Origin of the sequence: Aeromonas enteropelogenes (assembly GCF_000819845.1) — a bacterium.
Classification (GTDB): Bacteria; Pseudomonadota; Gammaproteobacteria; order Enterobacterales; family Aeromonadaceae; genus Aeromonas; species Aeromonas enteropelogenes.
The window spans coordinates 174,612-196,050 of the sequence record NZ_CDCG01000026.1; the positions used below are offsets into that span (position 1 = coordinate 174,612).

General features: G+C 60.9%; 15 protein-coding genes and 1 riboswitch. Of the genes, 2 read left to right on the forward strand and 13 right to left on the reverse strand.

The window, feature by feature from the left end:
- Positions 1-113: 113 nt before the first annotated feature.
- The 8 genes from BN1123_RS09770 to BN1123_RS09805 all read right to left on the reverse strand — a co-directional run bounded on the left by BN1123_RS09770 (position 114) and on the right by BN1123_RS09805 (position 12,846).
- On the reverse strand, positions 114-428 hold the full coding sequence (locus BN1123_RS09770; RefSeq protein WP_026458228.1) for a hypothetical protein: 315 nt from the start codon (positions 426-428) through the stop codon (positions 114-116).
- Positions 415-1,665 (reverse strand): poly-beta-1,6-N-acetyl-D-glucosamine synthase, encoded by a 1,251-nt coding sequence (pgaC, locus tag BN1123_RS09775; protein WP_082037520.1) that lies wholly within the window; start codon positions 1,663-1,665, stop codon positions 415-417. Before pgaC ends, BN1123_RS09770 begins: the two co-directional genes overlap by 14 nt.
- On the reverse strand, positions 1,662-3,620 hold the full coding sequence (pgaB, locus tag BN1123_RS09780; protein WP_224212324.1) for a poly-beta-1,6-N-acetyl-D-glucosamine N-deacetylase PgaB: 1,959 nt from the start codon (positions 3,618-3,620) through the stop codon (positions 1,662-1,664). Before pgaB ends, pgaC begins: the two co-directional genes overlap by 4 nt.
- Entirely contained in the window at positions 3,620-6,004 is a 2,385-nt protein-coding gene (pgaA, locus tag BN1123_RS09785; protein ID WP_224212325.1) for a poly-beta-1,6 N-acetyl-D-glucosamine export porin PgaA, read from the reverse strand. The genes pgaB and pgaA overlap by 1 nt, the downstream gene beginning before the upstream one ends.
- Before the next feature lie 802 nt (positions 6,005-6,806).
- Positions 6,807-7,856 carry an HlyD family secretion protein gene (locus tag BN1123_RS09790; RefSeq protein ID WP_042026706.1) on the reverse strand — a complete coding sequence of 350 codons (1,050 nt, stop codon included), beginning with the start codon at positions 7,854-7,856 and terminating at the stop codon, positions 6,807-6,809.
- Positions 7,856-9,196, reverse strand: coding sequence for a glycosyltransferase family 2 protein (locus BN1123_RS09795; protein WP_042026707.1), 1,341 nt, complete (start codon positions 9,194-9,196; stop codon positions 7,856-7,858). Before BN1123_RS09795 ends, BN1123_RS09790 begins: the two co-directional genes overlap by 1 nt.
- Positions 9,189-10,532: a TackOD1 domain-containing metal-binding protein gene (locus tag BN1123_RS09800; RefSeq protein ID WP_042026709.1), complete on the reverse strand. Its 1,344-nt coding sequence runs from the start codon at positions 10,530-10,532 to the stop codon at positions 9,189-9,191. The genes BN1123_RS09795 and BN1123_RS09800 overlap by 8 nt, the downstream gene beginning before the upstream one ends.
- A gap of 460 nt (positions 10,533-10,992) precedes the next feature.
- Positions 10,993-12,846 (reverse strand): M3 family metallopeptidase, encoded by a 1,854-nt coding sequence (locus BN1123_RS09805; RefSeq protein ID WP_042026711.1) that lies wholly within the window; start codon positions 12,844-12,846, stop codon positions 10,993-10,995.
- Positions 12,847-13,126: 280 nt separating this feature from the next.
- Between BN1123_RS09805 and BN1123_RS09810 the strand changes: the two genes are divergently transcribed.
- Complete coding sequence (locus tag BN1123_RS09810; RefSeq protein ID WP_042026712.1) at positions 13,127-14,815, forward strand: methyl-accepting chemotaxis protein; 1,689 nt, start codon at positions 13,127-13,129, stop codon at positions 14,813-14,815.
- 265 nt (positions 14,816-15,080) lie between these two features.
- A riboswitch (cyclic di-GMP riboswitch) is annotated at positions 15,081-15,165 on the forward strand.
- Between the two features lie 64 nt (positions 15,166-15,229).
- Positions 15,230-16,654 (forward strand): N-acetylglucosamine-binding protein GbpA, encoded by a 1,425-nt coding sequence (gene gbpA / locus BN1123_RS09815; RefSeq protein WP_082037521.1) that lies wholly within the window; start codon positions 15,230-15,232, stop codon positions 16,652-16,654.
- Positions 16,655-16,715: 61 nt separating this feature from the next.
- On the opposite strand, the gene cbl is transcribed toward gbpA, so the two are convergent.
- From cbl to BN1123_RS09840, 5 genes are all read right to left on the reverse strand, one after another.
- Entirely contained in the window at positions 16,716-17,663 is a 948-nt protein-coding gene (cbl, locus tag BN1123_RS09820) for an HTH-type transcriptional regulator Cbl (RefSeq protein WP_042026713.1), read from the reverse strand.
- Positions 17,664-17,759: 96 nt separating this feature from the next.
- Complete coding sequence (locus tag BN1123_RS09825) at positions 17,760-18,818, reverse strand: sulfate/molybdate ABC transporter ATP-binding protein (RefSeq protein ID WP_042026715.1); 1,059 nt, start codon at positions 18,816-18,818, stop codon at positions 17,760-17,762.
- Positions 18,819-18,840: 22 nt separating this feature from the next.
- Positions 18,841-19,731 carry a sulfate ABC transporter permease subunit CysW gene (gene cysW, locus BN1123_RS09830; protein WP_042026716.1) on the reverse strand — a complete coding sequence of 297 codons (891 nt, stop codon included), beginning with the start codon at positions 19,729-19,731 and terminating at the stop codon, positions 18,841-18,843.
- The gene (cysT, locus tag BN1123_RS09835; protein ID WP_042026717.1) at positions 19,728-20,567 is read right to left on the reverse strand and encodes a sulfate ABC transporter permease subunit CysT; all 840 of its coding nucleotides are present in this window, start codon (positions 20,565-20,567) and stop codon (positions 19,728-19,730) included. Before cysT ends, cysW begins: the two co-directional genes overlap by 4 nt.
- A gap of 261 nt (positions 20,568-20,828) precedes the next feature.
- A complete protein-coding gene (locus BN1123_RS09840; protein WP_042026718.1) occupies positions 20,829-21,404 on the reverse strand; it encodes an RBBP9/YdeN family alpha/beta hydrolase in 576 nt (191 codons plus the stop codon).
- Positions 21,405-21,439 lie beyond the last annotated feature (35 nt).

A 21,439-nucleotide genomic window follows, 5' to 3' on the forward strand; every position in this document is an offset into this window, starting at 1 on the left:
GCAGACTGGCATTTTCTCTGGCCACATCCACGGGAGATCCCGGCACCGGCAACGTTTATGAATGGCCCTGTGTGGCCACCAGAAACGGCGGAGGGGCCCATGGCCCCTCTCGCTTACTTGTCCTGCTGTGCCGCCCGCTTTCGCATCAGGCGGTACAACAACTTGTTGTATTTGGCCCAGGAGTGGATCAGCAGGAAGATGCCGAACAGCAGCGCCAGAAACAGCTGCCCCACCTCCACCATATCGAGCGAGCCGATGAAGTTTCCCTCCGCCCCCGTTTCCAGGTAGCTGAACCAGGGTTGCAGCACCAGAAACAGCCAGCCACTCCAGGTCACCAGCAGGATCAACATATCCCGCACGCGGTAACGCCAGCTACGCCGGGTGCCATTGCGGATGATCATCTCCTGCGCCAGCTTATGCTTTGTCACGGAACGACTCTCCTCTGTCGGGGCTTTCCCAGACCGCCAACTGACCACGACGGCGCAAAATGGCCTTGGGCACGGCGACGATCACTGTCACCAGATTGAGCAGCCAGTAGATCAGGGGATACCAGACACACCAGATGAAGCTGCGGGCCATGCTCTTGTCGTAGTGGCTGTCGATAAAGATGCTGACGGAGAACTGCAGCAGGCAGATGCCGGTCATCATCACACCTGTCCACTGGAACAGGTGCCCCCTTGCCAACCCCTCCAGCTCGGGGTTGAGCAGCCAGCTCACCGCCAGCATCAGCATGCTGTAACACCAGGCGACGCTGGAGAGATACTCCAGCAACAGCAGCCAGAAACGGCGATTGCGCCAACGCAGCGCCTGCAAGCCATAGCGCAGAAATACCTCGGCCCCGCCCTGGGCCCAGCGCAACCGCTGCTTGTAGAGACCTCGCACCGTTTCGGGCATCAGCACCCAGCACAGCGCCTGGGGCTGGTAGTGGATGAGCCAGCCCGCGAGCTGCAGCTTCCAGCTGATGTCGATATCCTCGGTCACCATGTCGGTGCTCCAGCCGCCCACCGCCTCCACCGCCGACTTGCGAAACGCCACCACCACGCCGGAGACGGTGAAGACGGTGCCATAGATGCGCTGGGCCCGCTTGATGAGGCCTATGATGGAGCTGAACTCCCCGGTCTGGATCTTGCCGATGATGGTGGAGCGGGTACGCACCCTGGGGTTGCCGGTGACGGCGCCGACCTTGGGACTGTCGAGAAAATGCTTCACCATCCAGCGAGCGGCTTCATGGTCGAGCACCGCATCGCCATCGATGCCGATCAGTATTTCCCCTTTGGCCAGCGCCAATCCGTTGTTGAGGGCCATGGCCTTGCCCTGGTTGGGCTGATGCAGCACTGTGAGGCGCTCATCTTGCCTGGCCAGCCGATCCAGCCGTTCGCCGGTGTCATCCTTGCTGCCGTCATTGATGGCCAGCACCTCGAAGTCGGGATAACGCTGGCGCAGCAGGTGACCTATGGTCTCCTCCACATTGGCCCCTTCGTTGTAGCAGGGCACCATCAGGGTCACCTTGGGATAGCGGGGCAACTCGAGCCCCTTTCTGGCCAGGGCGATATCCCGCCGCTCCCACTGGAAGTAGTAGTAGAGGCCGCCACAGATCCACACCAGCGCCATTACGCTCGGATAGGCCAGGGTGAACATGGCGATGCCCGTCAGCAGATCACTCACCGCGTCACCTCCGTGGTCGCTGCCCCCTGGCGGATTGAGCCGCCTTGTACGCCCCTCTGCAATTCAGGTTGTGGCTGTGTCTGTACCGAGAAGACGGGCCTCAGCACGGCGGGATCCGGTTGATTGTTGTGAAAATCATCCGGGTAGTAACCGAAGTTGTTCACCCCCTTGCTCCGGATGATCTGCATCCAGCGCGCCAGTTCGGCGTCGGGTATGGGTTGCTCGGTGCGCCAGTTGCGGCTCTGCAGCTCGAACACCAGGCGATCGGCCGGCACCCGGGCTAGCGAATCCTCCGCCAGTCTGGCCAGCCACTCGTCGGGATTTTTCGCCTGCTCCATGTAGGGCATGGCCATCACGGCGGTGTAGTCGTAAGCCTTGGCAAACGCGGCCATGCTCTGGGCAAACCACTGCTGGGACTCGGGCTCGGTCACCAGGGTCGCGTAGATGTTGCGGGCAGTCTTGAGGCCATCCGCGCCCCCCTGACGGTAACGGGCGGCGGCATCACGCAGCTCCATGGTGAAATCGATCAGCAGGTCGGTCTTGCGCTCTCCCTGTGCCTGCAGTGCCTCTGGGGTACGCTCCAGAGGGAAGGGGCCTTCGTAGTCGCTGAGGAAGGCGTCATCGTGGAACAGCAGGCCGTCGAACTTGGTGTAGAAGCCGAGATCCTCGTAGATATCCAGCAGGATCCGGCGGCTGGCCGGATCCCAGGGTGAGAGGCGCAGATACTGCCCCTTGGCCGGCGCACCGGTGCGGCTGTCGGTCACATAGGCATGGTTCGGCCCCATGTCGTAGGCCATCACCGGCATCCAGGCATACACCTTGACCCCGGCCCGGGTCTTGAGCTGCCAGGCCACCCGGTTGAACAGATCCGCCTTGACCGGCATATGGCGATTGGGGAAGTAGAGCGCCTCCGCCACCCCATCACCGTTGTCATCGGCATAGGCCTGCAGATAGACGGTAGTGATGCCGTAGCCCTTGATCCTGTCCAGCAGCATGTCGATGTTTTTGTTCATCTGGCGGGGATCCGGGTCATAGACATAATCGAGATCCACGTGTACCAACCGCTCCACCTGCCGCTCCCAGGTATTGCCTCCCATGATCTCGTCCAGGGTCTCGAGACTGGTGTCCTCATCCAGCAGATAGCGACGCACTGTGCTGCCCGTGTCGTTCACCTTGTTGAGTCCTTCGGCCAGGGTGAAGGTGTAGGGCATGCCCGCCTCCCGGGCCAGATCCAGCGCCGTCTCGTTGAAGGCGCCATAGGGCCAGACCATGATGCGCGGCGCCTGCCCCGTCTGCTGCTTCAACTGGCGAGCCGATGCGTCGAAGTCGGCCTTCACCCGCGCCCGGTAAGCGGCCATGGACTCGTAACCCGCCTGGCTCCAGCCCGCCGTGGTCACCGCCGGTTGCACGTTGCCTTGCGGGTTGGCCAGCAGCCCGTAATGGGAAGCGAAGGTGTGGGAGGCGATCTCCACCAGCCCGGAGGCCTGCATCTCGCGGATCTGCGGCCAGTTGACGAAATAGCTGCGGGGCAGTTTGTCGTTGCCATAAGAAACCATCTGGTCATCCGCCACTTCCAGCCAGCTGCCCACCAGCGCAAAAACGGCCGGATAGTTGTAAAGCTTGAGCAGGGGGTAAACCAGCCGGTAGAAACTCTCGTAACCATCGTCGAAGCTGAGCAGGATCGCCTTGTCCGGCAGCGGCGCCTTGCCCGCCCTGGCATCCAGCACCTGCTGGAAGCTGACCGGATGGTAGCCCTGCTGCTTGATCCAGTTGAAGTGGCGGATCAGGGTGTCGCGCCGGATCGTCTGGGGATAGAGCTTGAGGTTGGGGGTCAGCTTGAGATCGACGATGTCGTGATAGCAGAGCACCACGTAATCATCCGGTTTGCGGGCCGCCTGGGTGAGACCGGGCAGCAGGGTCAACAACAGAAAAAAAGGAGCAAGCCAGCGTCTCATCACATGAAACTCCATTGCAGATTGGCGAAGACAAAATTTCCATACTCGCGGTTGCCGTCGTAGACGGCCTGACGACGGCCCAGACCATAGCCAAGGCTCAATGCAGGTGAGAGCATCCAGTCATGGCGATAGCTGAGCTGCCAGCCCTGATCGCCGCCATAGCGCTCCTGCCAGTAGTGATTGCCGCTCATGGTGAGGCTTTGCAGCAGAGAGCGACGGCCATCCAGCGGCAAGCGGTAGCGCGCCGCCAGTTCCAGCTCCAGATTGCGATCACTCAAGGGGTTGAAGTAGTCCGCGTCCACCTCCTCGTTGCGGGAGGTGGCGGCCCGCAGGGTGCCGTCAAACCACCAGCGATCCCGGCGCCAGAGATCCTGGCGCAGCCAGCCGGAGGCAGTGAGCCGCCGGTTGCCATCATCGATGTCCATGCGTTCGAGACGCAGGCCGCCCTCACGGGTTTCGTCTTGGCGCCAGCCAAGATCCAGCAGGTATTGATCGGCGTAATGGCCCCGCGCCAGGGCCCGCAGCGGGGTGTCGGCGCTGTTGAAATTGACGGCGGCCCCCAGTTGCCACTGATCGTCCAGCCGCCAGTCGAGACGGCTCCACAGGTAGCCCTTGTGGTTAAGCTCACTGCCCGTGCCCCCTTCCAGGGTCAGCAGCAGCGGATAGAAGGAGAGTTCGGCCCCGACTCCGGTGTAGGCGGCTCTCTCCCCTTGCCCCTCATAGTCACCAAAGCTGCCCTGACGACGAACAAACAGACGATCACCACCATCACTACGGCCACTATAGAGACGGCTGTCATAACGCCAGTCGCGACTGGCCTGCACCGAGCCTCCCTCGTTGCGGCCATGGGTCAGCTCGGTCGTGAGCATGGGTGCCTGCTCCAGAGCCAGCCGTTGTTGCAGCTCCTGACGATCCCGGGTCAGGTTGCCAAGGGCTCGCACCGCTTGTGGCGTCTGCTGCCACTCCCCCCGATCGAGCCGGGCATGGAGGCGACCCGGCTCGGCCTGCACCGTGCGTCCGGTTGGCAACCAGCGCATAGCCTCCCTGTAGGCCTGTTCGGCCCCGTCAGGATGACCGCGCCAGCGCCGGATATCCCCCAGTTGCAACCAGAGCCAGGGATTGGCCGGTGCGGTTTTCAGCCAGGATTCCAGCTGTGCCTCCGCCTCCCCGGCCTGACCACGCCAGGCCTGCAGCAGGGTTCTCAGTTGCAGTAGCTTCTCGTAGTCATCGTTGGCCATCCGCTGGTTGCCGGTAAAATCCCAGCGAGTCGCCGGTTCCTGCCAACCCGCCAGCAACGCCTGGGCGGCCTCGTAACGTTCCGCATCCGAATAGGCGTAGAAACGCTTCTCCAGCAATGTCTTGTCTCTGGCCCGTTCGGGAGTGGCCAGCCGGTCATAGAGCGCAGATGCCTCCGTCGCCCGCCCCAGCCCGGCCAGGGCATCGGCCCGCGCTTCGAGCAGATAATCCGGCAATGGCCCTTCTGCCTGCAAAGTGGCGGACGCCTTTTCTGCTTGGGCAAACTCGCCGAGGGCGACCAGGGTCACCACCCGATCCCGCCGGGTGCTGAGGTAGAGCACATGATCGCGGGGAGCGCGCGCCAGGATCTTGTCCTGCAGCGCCAGGACCTGGGTCAGAGAGGTACGAACCTGGGCGGGATCCTCGATCTTGGATGACATCCGCAGCAGATTGACAGCCTGATAGTAATCGAGCCAGAGCCTGTCCACCGGCTTGAACAGCGAGGGATAACGGGCCATCAATTCGCCGGCCGCAGGCCCGGCACCCAGCCCGACCGCCACCCGATAGAGCGCCAGCACCTGCTCGGCATTATCCGGCTCGAGTTCAAGCCACTGCTGATGCACCAGCAGTTCGCCCATGGCATCTTCCGCCTGGCGGGCGGCGTAGAGACGGGCATCAAGGATGGCGCGATCACGGCCGAAACGCTGTTCGTACTCGCTGGCCACCTGACGGGCCAACCTCTGGTTGCCCTGATCGCTGGCGGTGAGAAACAGCCCGAGCCAACCGTTGGGATTGGCGGGAGCGCGCCCCTGCAGGACGCGGTAGTAGCTGATTGCCTCCGGATAACGCTTCTCGTCCCGGGCGGCGCGGGCCACCTCTTCCAGCGTCTTGTTCGAGATGGGACTGAACTCGCAAGGTGTGCAGGCAGCCAGCGCCCCCTTGCGATCGCCATGCCAAAGCCGCACCGCGATCAAATCGTCGAGCACCTTGCCATCACCTGTCTGTCGATAAAGGGCATCCAGCCCCACTATGGCAGTCTCAAGCTCCCCCGCCCTGGCCTTGATGACCCAGGCTTCGCGGGCGTTGTCCACCCCACCGGCCCATGCCAACGACGGCAGCAGCACCAGTAACCAAAAGATGCGATTCATTCGCAACATACCACCCATAACAAACGCGGGTCGTATCGTCCTTGAACTCCCACACGGATATACACACGCGTCCGCTCTTGCCGGATGGGCAAGATGGCTTCCTGACCTGTGTGCTGATTTGAGGGTGAAAGGTGGGCAGCAAGACCGGCACCTTTCCTATGTGCGGCCCAGCCATCTCCGGGAGGAGACCTGTAACTTTCCGAACCCGATTCACATCGGGAGTGGCGAGGACGACAATTTTGATTCTGTAGAGAATTTAGTCAATCCGGGGGTGTAACGAATTTATGCTCATCGACGAGTCGTGGAGACATGCAAAACCACAAAATTCAGGAGGGAAAATAGAATTGGAGGAGGCAATTGATGTGCCAATTATAAGGGTTTTGCGGCTAATTCCCCTTTTATCATCACACTCACCTGATTGACCGTTTTCCTCAGGAACCAAGATCGGGCCCAAACCAGCAATACGACACAAGTTGTCGTAATCGATGACCAGCATAATAACTGTCACATGCTTGGTTGAGTGACGCTCCTTTTTCGCCAGAAAAAATTAACTGACGAATAGCAAAAGAAAGTGTTCGTATCTTGTGGTCGCCAAGCCACGCAGATCATCAGAACCTCTGAACGACAGAGACCGCTTCAACTTGCCGGCCTCTTGTCTCTCAAAACGGCTGTATCTTCAACGCGAGTCGAACAGACCCGGCAACGTGACAACATCCATGACACTCAAACGGGACTCAATGGCCCCGTTCGTATTCTACTTTGCTCTTTTACTGGCTCTTTAATGCCTTTTTCGAACAGGACATCAATCGAACAAGACAGTGACTGGCAACCCCTCAACTTGCAGATTGGCAGGGAGTTTCTCATCCAACGCCAGGGCCACCTTGAGGGTCGCCTTCTCTCCTTCAAACGGCGCAGCCAGCTGGGCTGGCAATTTGTCCGCCAGCTCCACCGGTCTGGCAATCCGTGCAGACAAACGCTCGCCACTCGGCAACTTGACGGTGGCTTTGTGTCCAGTTTCCATCGAGGTCAAGTACTTGGGTTGCACATAGGCGATGACCAGGGGATCCATATGTTTGGATATCAGCGCCAAAGGCGCGCCCGAGAAGACCCAGTCCCCTTCCTGCACCAGCACGTCAGACACCTTGCCGGTGGCCGGAGACAGGGGCTGTTGCTGTCGCATAATGGCTTCCATCTCGGTCAGCTCCTGCTCCAGCTGGTGGCGGGCGCTGGCCAGCGGTCCCGTCAGGTGATCCTCTTTGATCTGCAACTCTTGCTGCGTTTTTTCAGCCCTGGCCTTCTGCAGGTCGATGCGAGATTGAGTCCAGCTCAGCAAAGCGCTGGCATATTCAGCGCTGGAAACCAGCTTTTCCTTCCTGTACCCAGCATACTCCTGATAGATCCCCTCCTGTTCACGAGTGCCCCGCTCGGCGATGCTGATCTGCTCGTCCAGATTGTTCAATATCGCCTGTTCGTCATTCCCCTTGTCCAGCTCAAGCGCTTTCAGACGAGCCTTGCGACCTTCAATGTTGGCCTTGAGCGACGGTGATTCGAAACGCATCAATGCATCACCTTGCGAGATGGATTGGCCGGGGGACATATAAATGCTGCGAATGAAACCATCACCATTGGCCACCACCAGCTGGGGTTCCGTCGTGATGATCGCTGGCGCCTGAGTCAGCCACCACTCTCGTCCAAGGTAGCCGAGCAAGATGATGACCGGGCTGAATGCCAGCAGCAAGATCAGATACCAGCGAGCCTTGAACGCGATGCGCTTGGCAGGGGCATACAACACCCGGATCCCGTCATCCGAGGTAGCATCCTGCTTCTTGGGGGGATTGAATGTGACTTTCATCAGAATTTATTTCCTCGTTTTAATACCCACCAGGGCGCCATGCTGCTCTCTTCATGACCACGCCGGAATATTTCATTGAGTAGAGCCACGGCGCACCACAAGCGCATCAGCAAGGTATATACCGGGTACAGCAACAACCATGGCAGCATGTACAGATCTGCTTTGGGCCGCTCCGAGATGGCGAGCAGAAACACCAAAAAATTGACCAGAGTAAGAAACAGATAGACCAGATAGAGACATAACATCAGGGCTGTCACGAACGGGCCCGGATAACTGAGCACCAGCCACCAGCTGTATCCCATCACCAGCAGCGGCAGCACCACGTTTTGCGCCACGCCGTAAATCAAGGTAAACAGAAAGGTCTTCCAACCCAGGATGCGTGGAGTCAGCGACAACTTGTGCTTGCGCAGGTAGAGAAACAGCAGATCCCCATCCCAGCGCAGACGCTGGTTGGCCAAGGTCATCAGATCCGCAGGGGCATCCGTGTGGCCTATGGCCCTGGGAGCAAACCCTATCTTCAGATTGGGGTGACGCTTGAGGTAATGTTTGATCCTCACCGTCAGATCCAGATCTTCCGCAGTGTGGGTATCCCAGCCGCCGATCTGGCGCAAAAAATCGCGGCGAAATGCCCCGAACGCACCGGAAATGTTATTGATCAGGTTCCATTCGCTCAGGCCCGTCTTCCCCCCCTGCATGGAGATCATGTACTCGATCCCCTGCATGCGAGTGATCAGGCCATCGCGCAAGTTGCGCACTCTCAGCGCCCCGCCGACGGCCGGCACGTTCGGATCATCGAAACAGGCCACAATCTCGTCGATCATGTTGTTGTCGAAGGAGGTGTCCCCGTCGGCATTCATGACTATTTCACCGGTTGCCGCCGACAACCCGGCATTGAGGGTCGATACCCGCCCACCACGCTGCCACTTGGGCAGCAGCACCAGGGTTCGCGTCTCGCATCCCTGGAACTCGGCGACGCAGTTCAAGGCTGCCTGATAGGTATGGGCGTTGGCCTTGGCACCATCGATCACCGCAATGATCTCCAGATGACCACGATAAAGCTGCTCCTTGAGGGTCAGGATGGTCGAGCGGATCGCCTCCCCCTCCCCGTAGCAGGTGATGATGCAGGAGACTTTGGGACAACGGCGTGATAGCGGCAGATCCGACGCCTTGGGTACCTGACGGGAAAACCATTTTAGGATCCCGGTCAGGGTCAGCGCCATCAGTGGTACTTCCATCAACAGCAACATGGGTAGCAGCAACAGGATCATCCTGGGTGAAAACTGCAGACTGCCCAGGATCTCGGTCAGGATGTAACGGACCGTACTCATCCACTCAGGCATCCTGGAGGCTCCCATCCAGCCAGCGACTCAACCATAGACTGATATCTTCACCCAGCGTGGTAGGCAACGGCTCTACCTTCACATTCAGCGTCAGGGCATCCAGACCCTCGACATTGTTGAGCGCCAGGATCCGCCCCTGCAGGATCTGCCAATCCTCCACATTGGTGTGTGGCAACAGCAGTAACAACTGATCGTCGGCATACTGGCAAACCACATCGGTATCCCGAAACAGCGCCTGCAGACGAGCCAGCAAGGCCCCCAGTCGCTGCTGGGTTTTCAACAGTCCCAACTCGGCTCGCAGTTCGGCAAGATGTTCAACCCGGATTGCCAGCAGGGTATGGCTGCCACCATGACGTTGCAGTAGACGATTGCTCCATTGCAGCAGCCAGGGAAAGTGATCCATGGCCATAGGCGCCCCCCAGGTCAGGGGAAGATGCAACTGTTGGGTACCCTCGCGGGCAATATGGCGAGCCAGCTTGCCAATGCGGTACTCATAGATGGGAGATACCACCAGATCATCTGGCTTGTGGGCCTGACCACACTCGTGGCATCGAGCCTGTACTGCCGCCTCCATGAAACGGGCATGGCAGGAGAGGCAGCGGTACTTCTCCAGCGGCCTGTCGTAGTCTACCCCGATATGACGCAGGGTCGTCACGCACTTGGGGCAACGCAGCACACCCTGTTGCATGAAGGCATCCTGATCATCCACATGACCGCAGGTGAAGCAGTGCACCGCAGGCTTGGCCTGGATGGCGATATGGGAGCATTCCGGACACACGTCGACAAAATTGAGGTGGGCCGAGTTGCAGCTGTTGCACAGGCGCACCCGATCGACCAGTTGTTCGCTCTGCAGCAATCGTTCGGAGACCAATTGCGGCAAGGATGTCCCGGCATCGGCACCCAGCAAACAATCCAGCAACGGATAGCTGTACCCCTGGCGACAGCCCGCCTGCCAGCGGGGCAATAGACGGAAATGGGCACGGGGCCAGCTGTACCAGGCCAGCTTTTCCATGTCATCGGGGTGTTCGCGCGGAGTCAGCAGTGCCAGCCGCTCCAGCATGTCAGGAACTCGCTCATCCAGCTGGGACGCCAAACCATCTGCCAGCATGGGCGAAAGCGGACTCTTCTCTACGCAAAACACCGGATAAAGATAACGGGAAGGATCACGACGGATTGCCAGCAAGATCCGATCCTGCTCTTCACTTGGCAAGTTGAGCAGCAATACCGGCTGTAATGCTGTCTGCCACTGGGACAAATCATCGAGAGACTGGGTGTTTCGCTCTACCGGCGCCCCCAACAGGGATATCTGGCAGAGTTGTTCACTTGTGCTCGTCATGGGGAGATTACCTCTTTCCACAGGCAAAAACAGAGACGGCCCAGTGGGCCAATGTTCAGTACCAACCGGAATGGGAAAAGCGACATACGCATTTCTCATCATTGTCGATACCAACGACGCGGTCGACGAAAGCGACCCATGTTATGGATATGGTAGGAGCAGGAGGATAATCAACAATGACCAGTGCCATATTCCATATGCGGCACAGCCATCTCCGGGAGGAGATCTGTAGCTTTCCGAACCCGATTCACATCGGGGGTGGCGAGAGCGATAATTTTGCCAAAGTATAATAATTAGTCAATGACACAATTAGCAATATAAATAGTATGCATGGCGCATCTTTATCAGCATAAGGCTTTACCCATAACTAACCCGGCAGCATTTTATCAAATGAGATTTATTCGAATATAAAATAACCCCGCCAAGCTGGCGAGGTCATTGACACGGATCACCGTGGTTATCAACGCCTCAGTGCTGTACTGTCGCGACCGGACAAGGTGCGGATCCAAGCCTCGAAATCGGCCAGCATGCGTGCCTCTGATTCGCTGTTGTCGGCGATGAGCTCGGCGCCGTGTACCACCCGGATGTGAGCGTCTAGCGGCATTCCTTCCCCCGCCGGCGGACGTTGCTGTGCCGCATCCATACACTCCTGCGCCTGCTGCCACGCCTCGGCCACGCTCCGGTTGCACGCCTCGGCCAGCGGCGCGGCGCTAAAGCCCTCGCCGGTGAGGCTGCGCAGCGTCTCATCATGGCTCTTGCCGTTGCCCGGCCCCCAGTAGTGGGCAGCAAGATCCGGTCCGATGCGCGGATTGTCGGTGAGATAGCCGTCGCGCTTGAGGAAGTAGGCGCGGGTCTGCTCCACCGCCATCAGCGCCAGCAGGTAGCCGTGATAGGCGCAGGCTGATTCCTGGTTCAGGAGGTGCGGAATGGCCAAGAGCGGGCGCGGGCTCTCTACTCCCAGGATCTGGCGCTCCCAGCGACGGGCCAGCGCCAGCACGGCGGCCGGGGTGCGATCGCCATCGGCCATGGCGTAGAGATCCCGCTCGAAGTAGGCCACCAGCGCGATCTGGCGCTCGTTGAAGGCGCGAAACGGCTGGCGCGCGGCGATCATCGCCTCGATGAGCGCGTCGGGGATCGCCTCCCCCGCCGCATTTCTGGCGTAGCGTTTGAGCCAGTCCGCGTCATCCAGCAGGCTGTCACAGAACATGGACTGGGTCTCGGCATAGGCCATGGAGGTGGGCGGAAACTCTTGGGAGAAGCAGGGAGCGTTGCCGGTGACGTTGGCAAAGTGCGCCGCGTGGCCGCCTTCGTGGAACAGGGTGTTGAGCCCGCTCCAGCCGCTGCCCACCTGGGCCGGGTTGCCCAGGCTGGTGAAGTTGACCACCGCCGGTACCCACTCCCCCTCCTGCCAGAAGCTCGGCACCGGGCCGTGGCAGAAGCCATTCTCGTATTTCCCCTCCCGGGTCAGTAAATCCAGAGTGAGAGTCGCGCCGCGATACTGGATGCCGAGGCGGCGGAAGCTCTCGACCCAATCCTTCAGCGCCCGAGAGAAGGGTACATAGGGGTCGAGCTGGCGGGTCACGTCGCCGCTCACGCTATAGCGCAGGTTGTGGGGCAGCAGGGCCTCTTCCCCCTTGGCCGCCTTCAGCTCGGCCAGGCTCTGGTGCAGCCGCTGTTCGGTGCGGGCGATAAAGTCGTCGAGGATGGCGAAGAGCTGCTCCGGGCTCATCTGCTCATTCTTGTGCACCTTGTAGTCGAAGTAGTCGCGATAGCCCATGGCGCGGGCAAAACGGTTGCGCAGCGCGACTATCTCCAGATAGCCATTGTCGACCACCCACTGCTCAAGGGTGTGAAACATGGCGAGCGCGCTCTGGCGTACCGCTGCATCGGCGCTGGCGGCCAGCGCCGTGCTGGCGGCGGGCAGGCTGCCTGCCACCTGGCGGCCCTGCTCGTCCAGCAAGGTCAGCTTCAACCCCTTGCGGCGGGCAAACAGCGCTGCCTCGGCAGCCACCAGCTCATCCATCAGGACGGCGGCAGCAGGATCTTCGATGACGTTGCACTCGAAGAAGGCGAGCCAGCCCTTGAGCCCCCGCTTGAGATCTTCTTCTTGTGCCAGTGCGAGCATCTCGCGCAGCTCGGGCAACCGTGCCGGATTGGCACAAAAGCCCTTGTAAGCCTGCTCGGCGGCGGTGAAGCCGGCCTGATCGTCGCTGGTGCCCATGTAGGTGGACCAGAAGAGATCCTCCTTGCGCCTGTGTACCTGCAGGTAGTCGGCGTTGAGCTGGTTGAAGTAATTCCTGGCAATGGAACTCATAAATTCCCTCTTGTAATGGGGTCACCCGCACGGGGCCCACTCCTTATTGGTGAAATGCCATCTCATTCATTTGTGTTGGCAAATAATGCGCCGGGATGCGCATAAACAAGCTACCAAAAAGTGGGGAGAGCTATCTGCTGACTATACTGTTGTTGAAATACTCAATTAGCTCTCGCTAGCGGCAAGCTTTTGAAAGTTAATTAAATGTTAACTGCAAAATAATCTGGAGCACGGGAGTGGCTGGACACAGCCAGACCCATAAGGAAATCAGGGAGATACCATGTTCAAGCTCGGTGATATCGCCGTGAGCCGCAAATTGATGCTGCTGCTCACCTTGGCGCTGGCCGGTTTTATCGCACTGCTGCTGATCTCGGCCAGTGCCCTGCATCGCAACCTGATGAGTGAACGGGAGGCGCGGCTGCAGGCGGTGCTGGATCTCGCCATGAGCCGGATCCAGGCCCTCGCCACCAGCCTGCCTGCCGACCAGGCACAAGCCGAGGCCAGGGCCATGCTCAACAGCATGCGTTTCGATGGCGACAACTACCTGTTCGTGATCGATGAGACCCGCCACATCATCGTCCACCCTGCCAAGCCGGAACTGGTCGGCCAGCAGATGGGGGAACAGCGCGCAGCACATACGGAGGACCACTGGCAGCGCATGGTGGATCTCGGCAAGGGGGGGCATCAGGGTCGGCTGGAATATCTCTGGGCATCCCCTTCCGGCGAGTCCGCCCGCAAGATGTCGCTGGTTGCCGGCTACCAGCCCTGGGGCTGGATCCTGGGCTCCGGCATCCTGTTGCAAGACATAGAAGCGACCATCTGGTCCCAGTATGAGTTGATGGGGGGCGCGACCCTGCTGGCTACCCTGCTGATGGGCCTGCTGGGATTTGCCATCAGCCGCTCCATCGTCAATCCCCTCACCCGGATCAATCACGCCATGCAGCGGGTCGCCAAGGGGGATCTGGTGGTCAGCATCCCGGTTGAGGGCAAGGATGAGCTGGGGATGGTAGCACACTGTACCAACCAGGGTCTGGATGCCATCCGCCACGCCCTGCTCGAGGCGAGCCTGGGGGCCCGCAACGTGGCGGATGCCGCCCTGCGCATCGCGGCCTCCGCCGAGCAGACCAACCAGGCAGTGACCAGCCAGCGGGATCAACTGGCCCAGCTTGCCACTGCCATGAACGAAATGAGCGCCACCATCTCGGATGTGGCGGGTCACGCCGAAAATACCGCCCGCGATACCCAGGATGCCACCAGCGAAGCCGGCCTAGGCAATCAGGACGTACACGCCAGCGTGCACGGCATCCAGGCGCTGGCGACCGAGGTGGAGCAGGCCACCCTGCAGGTCAATCAGCTCAAGGAGGGGGTGATGCAGATAGGCGAGGTGACCGCCGTCATCAGCGCCATCTCGGAGCAGACCAATCTGCTGGCCCTCAACGCCGCCATCGAGGCTGCCCGGGCCGGCGAACAGGGGCGCGGGTTTGCCGTGGTCGCCGACGAGGTGCGCCAGCTGGCGAGCCGTACCCGCCAGTCCACCGAAGAGATCCAGGGCACCATTGCCCAGTTGCAACAGCGGGCGGTGAGTGCGGCCGACGCCATGGACACCAGCCGCAAGCTGGCAGAGAGCAGCGTCAACCAGTCCGAGAAGGCAGGCCAGGATCTCTCCCTCATCGTCAACCACATCCAGCACGTGAGCGACATGGCAACCCAGATCGCCACCGCCGCCGAACAGCAGAGCATGGTGGCCGAAGACATGAACCGCAATGTCAGCGGTATCAACGACTCGGCGCTGGAGATGTCGCAGTCTGCCTCCCAGCTGGCTCAGGAGAGCGAGCTGCTGGCCGGCCTCTCCCGCAACCTGGACGAACGACTCGCCGTGTTCAAACTCGGCCACGCCAGCGAACAGAGCCCGTTGCCCATGCAGATGCCGTCACCGCGCCAGAACGGATCCCCCCGGGTTCGCCACTGATCCGTCTTGCACTGTCGCATCCCATCCCCTGACCACGAAGGTGGCAGGGGATTTTTTTATTGATAAAAAATGCCAAATTTTCGCATCTTATCGACATGATTGGCGAGCTTAAGAAGACTAGGCTGATTATTTATACATTTAAAAACATATAGTTGAGTGAAAAACCAACGCTAGAAAGGTCAAGCTGTAAAGATTTACACTTAATAATTTAATCAAAATTAGTCATGATAATTTTGTCGCCAAACGCGACACCATGACCCTTTCTGTAGTCATTTGGCAAACTGGCTGAAAAGTCAGGACGCAAAACTTCCGGTCTAAAGACGTTCGTCCAGGATAGCGGGGTTGCCACACTCAGGTGTGCCCGGGGATTCCCCTGCCAACGTGACTGCCCACATCTATCGACCAGAGGAATGTATGGCAGCAAGCATCAGATTAAATCACCTCGCCACCGCCCTGGCGCTGCTCGCCAGCGGCAGCGTGCAGGCCCACGGCTACATCAGCCAGCCGGAATCGCGCAACGCCCTGTGCAAGACCGGCGGCAACAGCCAGTGCGGCGCCGTGCAGTGGGAACCCCAGAGCCTGGAGGCCTCCTCCGGCTTCCCGGACGGCGGCCCGGCAGATGGGCAGATTGCTGCCGCCGGCCATCCCCAGTTCGGTGAGCTCAACGCCCAGACCAGCGATCGCTGGACCCGCCGCGACGTGCAGGCCGGCCCCTTTTCCATCAGCTGGACCTTCACCGCCAATCATGTGACCCGCAACTGGCGTTACTACCTGACCAAACAGGATTGGAACCCGAACCAGCCTCTGACTCGCGACGCCTTCGAGCTCACCCCCTTCTGCGTCATCGACGGCAACATGGTGCAACCGCCCAAGCAGGTCACCCACCAGTGCATCCTGCCGGAGCGCACCGGTTACCAGATCATTCTCGGGGTGTGGGAAGTGGGTGATACCGCCAACAGCTTCTACAACCTGATCGATGCCAACTTCAAGGGCGGTACCCAGCCACCGCTGGCGTGGACCCAGGGCGGCACCATCTACCCCTCCATCGATCTGGCGGCCGGCGACAAGGCCAGAACCCGGGTATTCGATGCCAACGGCGAGCGCACCGATCTGCAGACCGAGCTGACCATCGCCAGCGCGGAGCAAGGCCAGAAGAACAATTGGGCCCACGCCCTGGCCGGCAAGATCAACGCAGAACAGAGCCTGATCCGTGCCGGCCAGCAGGGGACGGATGGCCAGTTCAACCCCGTCTACGGCCAGAACCCCGTCTACCTCAAGGCGGGCAGCGCTCTGGAGCGGGTCGAGATCCAGCTCGAGCAGTTGCAGCCGCCGGTTGGCAACGACATCAGCGTCAGCGGTCTGGCGAGCGAATACCAGCTCGACAACGGCAAGGCAACCCTCGACTTCACCGTCACCACCCAGGGCGATCTGACCGTCACCAATACCCTGTATGACCATGGTGGCATCGCCAAAGGCCAGTCCAGCGCCGACATCAAGGACAGCAGCCAGGGCTTCACCATGCCGCTCACCGGGCTCAGCGCCGGTCACCACCAGCTGGTGATCAAGGGCACCCCGAAAAATGGCGGTACCCCGCTCCAGCAGACTCTGGATCTGATGTTCAAGGATCCCGCTGCCGGCGGCGCTCATGACTTCGCCTTTCCGGAGGGGCTCAAGTCCTACACCGACGGCACCAGGGTGCTGCAACCCAAGAACGGCAAGGTCTACCAGTGCAAACCCTTCCCCTACAGTGGCTGGTGCAGCCAGTGGTCTGCCAACGCGACCCAGTATGAGCCGGGCACCGGCTCCCACTGGCAGGATGCCTGGATTGAGTTGAACTAATCGTTTCATCGCGACATGAAAACGGGGAGCCAGTGGCTCCCCGTTTGGTCTGGTGAGAGGCTCAGATCTGGTAATCGATCTGGGGCTCGCCGCCCATGGCACGAGCCTGGATGTCGGCCAGCGCCAGCTCGGGGTTGCAGAGCTGGATGAATTGCCAGGCGAAATTGTGCTGGAACTGCCCCTGCTTGAGGCCAATCCAGGCGGTGTGCGGCGCAAACAGATGGCTGCCGTCGAGTTGCACCAAGGTGTGATCGCGCCGGGCATCGAACGCCATGTCCGCCAGTATGCCGACCCCCATCTCCAGCTCGACATAGGTCTTGATGACATCCGAATCCTGGGCGGTCAGCAGGATCTGCGGCGTGATCCCCGCCTCGGCGAACGCTTCGTCCACTCGCACCCGCCCGGTCAGCCCCGCCTGATAGGTGATGATGGGCCAGTCGGCCAGCGCCTCCAGGGTCAGTTCGGACTCTTGCGAGAGCGGGTGGCGCTCCGGCACCACTATGTTGTGATGCCAGCGATAGTAGGGAAAGGCCACCACCCCTTCGCTCCTGTCGAGCTGCTCGCTGCTGATGCCGATGTCCACCTCGCCGGTCTGCACCAGCCGCACTATCTCTTCCGGCCCTCCCTGACGCAGCTCCAGCTGTACCAGCGGAAACTGTTCGCGAAACGCCTTCACCACCCGGGGCAGGGCGTAACGGGCCTGGGTATGGGTGGTCGCCACCAGCAGGCGTCCGGAATCGCGGTTGGCAAAGGTACTGGCCAGTTTGCGGATGTTCTCGGCATCCCCGAGGATGCGCTCGGCGATCACCAGCAGCTCCTTGCCCGGCTCCGTCATGCCGAGCAGCCGCTTGCCATAGCGGATAAAGAGTTCCACCCCCAGCTCCTCTTCCAGCTCGCGAATATGGCGGCTGACTCCGGACTGGGAGGTGAACAGGGCGTTGGCCACTTCGGTCAGGTTGTAATCCCGCCGGGCAGCCTCCCGGATAATACGTAACTGCTGAAAGTTCACTCATCGCCTCCTGCGTCGAGTCGCGGCGGTGTCCACCGCCATGCGTTGTGGGTGATGCGGGCAGGCCGATGACTCGCATCCAGCCTGGATAGCCCATCAAATCTGGTAATCGGGGTAGAACTGCGCCTGTCTGGCTACCAGCCGTACCTCCTGGCCCGGCGTGAAATGGCTGGCCGCCTCCTTGCCAAGTTCTACCTCGTAGTGGACGCCCCCCTCGCCACGTAGCTCCACCCGGATGCGCGGCCCCATGGGCAGCAGGCGGGTGATGGTGGCGCTGATACCGCCGCTGGCCTCTACCGGCAGAATCTCCAGCTCGTGGGGACGCACATAGGCGATGGCGGCACTGCCCGGGGCCAGATGGGCGGTCGAGGGGCCGCCGAGCAACTGCTCACCGATGCCGAACCCCTGTTCGGCCACCCGGCCGCGAAACTGGTTCACGCTGCCGAGGAAACTGTGCACGAAGGCGCTGGCGGGATGGTCATAGACCTCGGCCGGGGTACCGATCTGCTCGACCCGGCCGGCGTTCATCAGCACCACCCGATCCGCCACCTCCAGCGCCTCTTCCTGATCGTGGGTGACGAACAGGCTGGTGACGTGCAACTCGTCGTGCAACTCCCGCAACCAGCGGCGCAGCTCCTTGCGCACCTGGGCATCGAGGGCGCCGAAAGGCTCATCCAGCAACAGCACCCTGGGCTGCACCGCCAGGGCACGGGCCAGGGCGACCCGCTGACGCTGGCCGCCGGAGAGCTGGGTCGGGTAGCGCTCGGCCACGTGGCCAAGCTGAACCAGATCCAGCAGCTCCCTGACCCGGGCACGGATGGCCACCTCGCCCGGGCGTTCGTTGCGCGGCCTGACCCGCAGGCCGAATGCCACGTTCTCGAACACCGTCATGTGGCGGAACAGGGCGTAGTGCTGGAACACGAAGCCGACGTTGCGCTCGCGCACGTGCAGCGCCGAGGCATCCTCGCCGCGGATAATGATCCGGCCAGCGTCGGCCTGCTCCAGCCCGGCGATGATCCTCAGCAAGGTGGTTTTGCCGCAGCCGGAGGGGCCCAGCAGGGCCACCAGCTCACCGTCGTGAAAATCGAGGTGGATGTCGGTCAGTGCCGCATACTGGTTGAAATGCTTGTTGAGTCCTTGCACCTGAATGCTCATGGCTGCCTCCTTGAAACTGTGATCAGTGAGAGTGGGTGGGTTGGCCACGCAGCCGGGCCAGCAGGGTTTCCCCCAGCAGGGTGAAGATCCCGAACAGCGCCAGCAGGCTTGCCACCGCGAAGGCGGCGCCGGTCTGGTACTCGTTGTAGAGGATCTCGATATGCAGCGGCAGGGTATTGGTCTGGCCGCGAATATGGCCGGAGACCACGGAGACGGCGCCAAACTCCCCCACCGCCCGGGCAGTACAGAGCAGCACGCCGTACATAAGGCTCCAGCGAATCCCGGGCAGGGTAACCCGCCAGAACATCTGCAATCCGCTCGCTCCCAGCATGATGGCGGCCTCCTCCTCTTCCGGGCCGCGCGCCTCCATCTGGGGCAGCAGTTCGCGCACCACGAAGGGCACAGTGATGAAGGTGGTGGCCAGAATGATGCCCGGGGTGGCAAAGATGACCTTGATGTCGTGCTCACTGAGCCAGTCGCCAAACCAGCCGTGGCTGCCAAACAGCAGCACCAGCATCAGGCCCGCGATCACCGGCGAGACCGAAAACGGCAGATCGATGAGGGTGACGAGCAGCTGCCGGCCCGGGAAACGGAAACGGGCGATGGCCCAGGCGGCCGCGAGGCCGAACAACAGGTTGAGGGGCACGGCGAACAGGGTCACCAGAGCGGTCAGCCCAAGGGCGCTCAGGGCATCCGGCTCGCTGATGGCCTGCCAGAAAAATGCCAGGCCAGGACTCAGCGCCTGAATAAAGACGGTCGCCAGCGGCAGCAGCAACAGGGCAACAAACCAGCCCAGCCCCAGGGTGATGAGCAGCCACTTGACCCACTGCGGCTCGCGGATCACCGGCGGCGCCTTGCGCTGGTCCTCTGCCACCACGGGGGCGACATCCATGGCGATGGTCGATGCATTCATATCCGGCTCCCCCCGATGCGGGCCCAGCTCCAGGCCTGCAACTTGTTGATAAGCAGCAATAAAACAAAAGAGATCAGCAGCATGACCACGGCGATGGCAGAGGCACCGGCATAGTCGTACTCCTCCAGGTGGCTCATGATCATCAGGGGCGCAATTTCAGAGACCATGGGCAGGTTGCCGGCGATAAAAATGACCGAACCGTACTCCCCCACGCCACGGGCAAACGCCAGGGCAAAGCCGGTGAGCAGGGCCGGCACCAGGGTCGGCCACAGCACACGCAGGAAGGTCTGCCAGCGATCGGCCCCCAGGCTGGCGGCCGCCTCTTCCTGTTCTGCTTCGGCCTCCCGCAGCACGGGTTGCAGGGTGCGCACCACGAACGGCAGACCGATAAAGGTGAGGGCGATGACCACTCCAATCGGGTTGTAGGCAAGCTCGATACCGAGTGGAGCAACCCACTGACCGATCCAGCCATTGGGGGCGAAGATGGCGCACAGGGCGATGCCGGAGACGGCGGTGGGCATGGCGAATGGCAGGTCGATCAGCGCATCCACCAGACGGCGGCCGGGGAAGGTGTAACGCACCAGCACCCAGGCCAGGATCAGGCCGAACAGGCTGTTGAGCAGCGCCGCGACAAACGCCGCCCCGAAACTCAGACGAAAGGAGGCCAGCACCCGGGGCGACCCTATCACCTGCCAGAACTCGGCAGCAGTCAGGTTATTCAGCGCAAACAGCACCAGTGCCGAGAGGGGCAGCAGTACCAGCAACCCCAGATAGAGCAGACTGAAGCCGAGGGTCTGGCCAAAGCCAGGCAGAACAGAATAAGAACCAAATCGCATAACAAATCCATGTGTTATAAATTAATTTCGACATAGTGATTCTGCTGGCTCTCATTCCCCGTCACAAACACCAATAACACCTTTGCTAATCACTTTTTTGTCTAACGGCGTGAAAACAGGGCGTTGCGGGCAACCCAGATAAAAAAGGTCTTTCATATCAACAAAAGACCTGAAAAACGGAGCCTTGTGCAATTGAGCCAGTGAACAAAATCAGACAGTTATCATCTCGATCTCCATCCCTCCCCCGCGGTCATCCAACCATCAGCGAAACCCCAGAGCCGGGCACCCTTTCCACGCCACCGGAGCCGGTTCGATCACCATCTCGGCCCGACGGTGAAGGTTGCCGAGCAGATGCAGTCCCTGATGCCACTCCCCGTGACCGGACTGGGCATTGATATGACCCGCCTCACCGGCATCAAACAGCGGCACCTGCCACTGCTGGCTCCAGTGTTCGGCCCGCTCGAAACTCATCCAGGGATCGTTGCGGCTGGCCACCATCTGGGCCGACACCAGCAGGGGGCCGGCCAGTCGCTCGTCTGCAATGCCGAAACGGGCCGGATCCGCCGGCGCCACCAGCAGGATGGAGGCAATCTTGTGGGGTTGCAGCCGGGCGGCGGCAATAGCGGTCAGGGCGCCGAAGGAGTGGGCCACCAGGTGCACCCGGCCGCGACGGCTTTTGAGCTTGCTCGCCAGCTTGGCGCTCCAGACCGTCAGGTTCGGCTTGTCCCACGGCAACCCCCTCATGCGCTGCCAGTGGGGAAAGTGCAGGTGCCAGCGGCTCTGCCAGTGATCCGGCCCGCTATCGTGCAAACCGGGAACCAGGAGGATCTTGTCCATCTTGTTACTCCTATCCGTTGGCGCGCTGGCCAGTG